Here is a 4,667-nt window from a genome sequence, read left to right as displayed (position 1 = left end):
AAAGGCGAATAATCAGGCTTCCCCCGTTAAGCAAACATTCCTGTTAGTGAAGCCATCCGTTTTAACATATATTGCTATTCGGATTTTGGGCATCGGCACTTTTTGCAACCTTACCCCCAATATATGCCAGAATCGGTTCGATTTCTCTATATTCCACTAACTTGCTAGGTCTTCCTTCACACCCCACCGTTGCCAGTGACGCACTTGACTTTACATTGCTCTTCCCTCCGATCAGGTGAGCGGGCTTTCTTTCAAGTCCCGGAATTGTTTGCATGCAGGGCAAACAAAAAGCCGACTCTTTCAAGTCGGCTTATCCCTTTGTGCGGGCGGAGAGACTCGAACTCTCACACCGTAAGGCACTAGATCCTAAGTCTAGCGTGTCTACCAATTCCACCACGCCCGCATTTCAATATGTTTGCTTGTTGTAAGCGGATGCAAATATACATAAATGTTTCAATTCACAAATAGTCTGGAAATATTTTTTTTACCTTTATCTCAATCAAAATTTCAAAGAATGAAAGACATCAAATCTTACGTTGAAGAAAATAAAGATCGTTTCTTAAACGAACTCATTGATTTACTGAAAATTCCATCCATAAGCGCCGATTCTAATTACAAAGATTCTATGCTAAAAACCGCCGAAGCGGTGAAAGAAAATTTATTGCAGGCAGGCTGTGATGCTGCAGAAATTTGTGAAACTCCCGGCCATCCTGTAGTATATGCCGAAAAAATTATAGATAAAAATCTGCCCACAGTTTTGGTTTACGGGCATTACGATGTGCAACCGCCAGATCCTTTAGACCTGTGGAACTCCCCTCCTTTTGAACCCGTGATCAAGGAAACCGAAATTCATCCCGACGGAGCTATTTTTGCCCGTGGCGCTTGTGACGATAAAGGCCAGATGTTTATGCACGTAAAAGCGCTGGAATATATGACCAAAAATGATGAACTACCCTGCAACGTTAAATTTATGATTGAAGGGGAAGAAGAAGTGGGAAGTGAACATTTAGGCTGGTTTATAGAAAACAACAAAGAAAAACTGGCCAACGATGTAATCTTAATTTCAGATACCGGGATGATCGCAAAAGACACGCCTTCTATCACTACCGGACTTCGCGGCCTCTCGTATATTGAAGTGGAAGTTACCGGGCCAAACCGGGATTTACATTCAGGTTTGTATGGCGGTGCAGTAGCAAACCCTATCAATATTTTAAGTAAAATGATCGCTTCTTTAACCGATGAAAACAACCATATTACCATTCCCGGGTTCTACGACAAGGTTGAAGAGTTAAGCAGGGAAGAACGCGTTAAAATGGCTGAGGCTCCTTATAGCGAAGATGCTTATAAAAAGAAACTCGATATTAAGGATGTCCACGGGGAAGCAGGTTATTCTACATTAGAAAGAGCTTCCATTCGCCCAACTTTAGATGTAAACGGCATTTGGGGCGGCTATATTGGCGAAGGCGCTAAAACAGTGCTTCCGGGAAAAGCCTATGCAAAAATATCTATGCGCCTTGTCCCAAACCAAGATTGGAAAGAAATTACCCAACTCTTTAAAAAACATTTTGAAAGTATTGCTCCAGACGCGGTTAAGGTAGAAGTAAAACCTCATCACGGCGGCCAGGCTTATGTAACGCCAATAGATAATATTGGTTACCGGGCAGCCAGCAAGGCTTATGAGAAATCCTTCGGAAAAACACCTATTCCGCAGCGAAGTGGGGGAAGCATTCCTATTGTGACTTTGTTTGAAAAAGAATTAAAAAGTAAAATTATTTTAATGGGCTTTGGTTTTGATACCGATGCCATCCACTCCCCTAACGAGCATTTTGGGATTTGGAATTATTTAAAAGGAATAGAAACCATCCCCTGGTTTTATAAATATTTTACTGAAATGAAGCAAGAGTAGATTGATTGGAGGATTTACTTGTTAAGCGAGTAAGGATCTTAATAGCTACGTTGTCTAAAAAATCACGTCATTCTGAATTTATTTCAGAATCTAATATGTTTTAATTATCCACATGTTAGATCCTGAAACTAGTTCAGGATGCCGTCTCCTCAGAGAACTTCGTTTTTCTACCTTTTTCCGCATTAAAATAGAAATTTTGGGAAGTAAGTTTTAGTATATTTACAGGAATTGCTTATAAAATCAATTTTTTCAATGGAAAAGAAAATTCTTATTCCTACTAATTTTACAAAACACGCCTGGAATACCCTGGTGTATGCTTTGAACCTTTACAAAAACATTCCCTGTACTTTTTATATTCTTAATGCTTATGAAGTTCCTGTAAGAATTTCACTAAAACGGAATCATAACGCAGAACTGGAAGCTGCAAAGGCTGAATCGGAAAACGGCTTGCAGAAAACATTGCAGGGTTTAAACTTCAGGAAAGAAAATCCCAAACATAAGTTTGAAACAATTTCCAGGAATAAAGACCTGGCTGAAGCTATTCAGGAAACCATAGATGCACATAATATAGACTTGATTTTAATGGTTTCCCGGGGAGAAAATGTATCTATAAACGCAGCTTTTGAAAATGAAATTTCTGAAGTAACCGAAAAAGTAGAGCATTGTCCATTTTTAATTCTGCCCGAAAAAATGCAGGAATTGCCTACTTCTAAGCGTGAAATTGTTTTTCCTACCAATTATAAATTTCCGTTTAAAAATAAAGAAGTTGCGGCGCTTATAGATATGGCCGAAAATTTAAATGCCAGCATTAGGATCTTATATATTAATAGCGATGGCAGGCCGCTTACCAAAGAACAGGAACAAAACCAGGAAGCGCTAAAAACTTATTTTTCAGGTGTAGATTTTAGTTTTCATAAACTCACACAAACCACCGAAACTACTGGGATTCATCTTTTTACTGAAAGTCGGGATAGCAATTTCCTGGCGCTTTATAAACGCAAACAAGGGTTTTTTAGCAAATTATTCTCGCAGCGCTTTAAAGAAGAAATAGATTTTAATCCAAAGGTACCGGTATTAATTTTAAAGGAATTGGAGTAAAAAATCAGCAATAAATATATACCTCTTTGCATCATTTCACAAAGAATTAAGTTTCCTTAAACACTGGTTTTCAGCAACACTTATTAATTTGAAAGCTAAACCACAACCAATCAATAGAAATGAGTTACCTACTAGTTCCGTTAGGGTTATTTATTCTTATAGTTGCTCTTGTAGATATTTTTAAAACTATTCTTTACATTAATGGTGGCGGAAGGTTGTCTTCTTTCACCGCAAGAAAAATATGGTGGGTATATTTTAAAATGGCCCGCGGTAAGGGAAAAGCTCCTATTTTAAATTTTGCCGGCGGTACCATTTTAATGGGCCTCGTGGCAATGTGGATCTTTCTAATTTGGGTAGGTTATAGCTTAATTTACCTTTCAGATCCCAACTCTGTTTTAGAAAGCAGCACCGGCGAAAATGCCGATATTATTGGGAATATTTATTACGTAGGCTATACGCTCACCTCTTTAGGAAACGGAGATCTAAGGGCCGGTAGCGACTTTTGGCGTATTATTTCTAACATTATGGGCATGAATAGTATGATCTTTATAAGTTTGGGAATCTCCTATTTGCTGCCCGTACTCCAGGCGGTTATAGATAAAAGAACCCTTGCCGTTTATATTTATCAACTGGGAAATTCGCCAAAAGAAATTATTAATAAAGGTTTTAACGGCAAAGATTTTTCACCGCTATACAATCGCTTACAAAATCTGGAATCCCTGCTTTTAAAACACGGGGAGCATCACCTTGCCTACCCTATTCTTCACTATTTTCATACCAATAAAAGATCGCATAATATAAGATTGAATCTCGCTATTTTAGATGAAGCTTTAAATATACAGGAAGCTTATCATTTAGATAAATCGGCTAATGCATTTACCTGGCGCGTTATACGGGGAGCTATGGATAATCTTGCGGTTAGGCTTCATGAAAGTTATACCTCGCTGGCAGACGATCCGCCTGATTTTGATTATTTCAATGATTTACCCGATGAATTAAAGGCGAATTTTGAAGAAGATCCCGGAATTCCCAAAGATGAAGATTTCAATAAACGCCGGGGGAAATTGTTGGGGTATATCAAAAAAGATGGCTGGGATTGGGAAGATGTGTTGGATGATAAATAAATGGGGTTATTAAAAAATCGTATCGAGAACTTACTTTCCCCTGCTCATCATACTTTAGGTGAGTAGGGCAATCAGCACGGTAAAAGTATAAAGCTAAGAAATGCTAATTTTTAATGCTTAAGCTGGGAAAATACTGAAAGATTTTAAGCCTACTTTAAATCTTCCTGCTGTACTGCAACTTTTCCCTCTATTCTTCCTGTATTCACTCTTTTAAAGTATCCAGTCGGCTAAGTGCCCCTTGTAATTCTAAAATAATCTTTTAAGCTGTATTTGTTTATTTACTCAGCTGTAATTTTTTATAATTTTGTGGATAGAGGTTCTTAATATCCTTGTACTTTATAGTCATGATATTCTCTAAGGTATATTTTAACCACTCATAGGGATTCACCTCGTGTTTTTTACAAATAGCAAAGAAGGAATAAATTGCTGCAGCTCTCTGAGCAGCCTTATGAGATCCGGCAAATAAGTAATTTTTCCTTCCCAGGGCAACTGGACGAATTTTATTTTCTATGAGATTATTATCAATAAGTAAATTCCCG

General features: G+C 37.9%; 4 protein-coding genes and 1 tRNA gene. 3 read left to right on the top strand and 2 right to left on the bottom strand.

Annotated elements, in window-relative coordinates:
* Nucleotides 1-321 precede the first annotated feature (321 nt).
* Nucleotides 322-403 (bottom strand) — tRNA-Leu (locus BM084_RS18875).
* Between the two features lie 111 nt (nt 404-514).
* Between BM084_RS18875 and BM084_RS18870 the strand changes: the two genes are divergently transcribed.
* The 3 genes from BM084_RS18870 (at nt 515) to BM084_RS18860 (ending at nt 4,128) form a co-directional block, all read left to right on the top strand.
* A complete protein-coding gene (locus BM084_RS18870) occupies nt 515-1,906 on the top strand; it encodes a dipeptidase (protein WP_093306680.1) in 1,392 nt (463 codons plus the stop codon).
* Nucleotides 1,907-2,158: 252 nt separating this feature from the next.
* Nucleotides 2,159-3,004, top strand: a complete 846-nt coding sequence (locus BM084_RS18865; protein ID WP_075326090.1) for a universal stress protein — start codon at nt 2,159-2,161, stop codon at nt 3,002-3,004.
* A 119-nt stretch (nt 3,005-3,123) separates the two neighbouring features.
* Entirely contained in the window at nt 3,124-4,128 is a 1,005-nt protein-coding gene (locus tag BM084_RS18860; RefSeq protein ID WP_093306675.1) for a potassium channel family protein, read from the top strand.
* Between the two features lie 274 nt (nt 4,129-4,402).
* Here the strand turns inward: BM084_RS18860 and BM084_RS18855 are convergent.
* A partial coding sequence (locus tag BM084_RS18855) for an IS66 family transposase (RefSeq protein WP_143083702.1) occupies nt 4,403-4,667 on the bottom strand: 265 nt, incomplete at its 5' end.

It is taken from the genome of Salegentibacter agarivorans, assembly GCF_900113135.1.
Lineage (GTDB): Bacteria > Bacteroidota > Bacteroidia > Flavobacteriales > Flavobacteriaceae > Salegentibacter > Salegentibacter agarivorans.
The sequence above is the reverse complement of the archived record's forward strand: the minus strand, read 5'-3'. Positions and strand labels throughout refer to the sequence as shown.

What these genes read in the sequence shown, in the direction of transcription:
- BM084_RS18870 (WP_093306680.1), top strand. Translation starts at nt 515, where the DNA reads ATGAAAGACATCAAATCTTACGTTGAAGAAAATAAAGATCGTTTCTTA.
- BM084_RS18860 (WP_093306675.1), top strand. Translation starts at nt 3,124, where the DNA reads ATGAGTTACCTACTAGTTCCGTTAGGGTTATTTATTCTTATAGTTGCT.
- BM084_RS18865 (WP_075326090.1), top strand. Translation starts at nt 2,159, where the DNA reads ATGGAAAAGAAAATTCTTATTCCTACTAATTTTACAAAACACGCCTGG.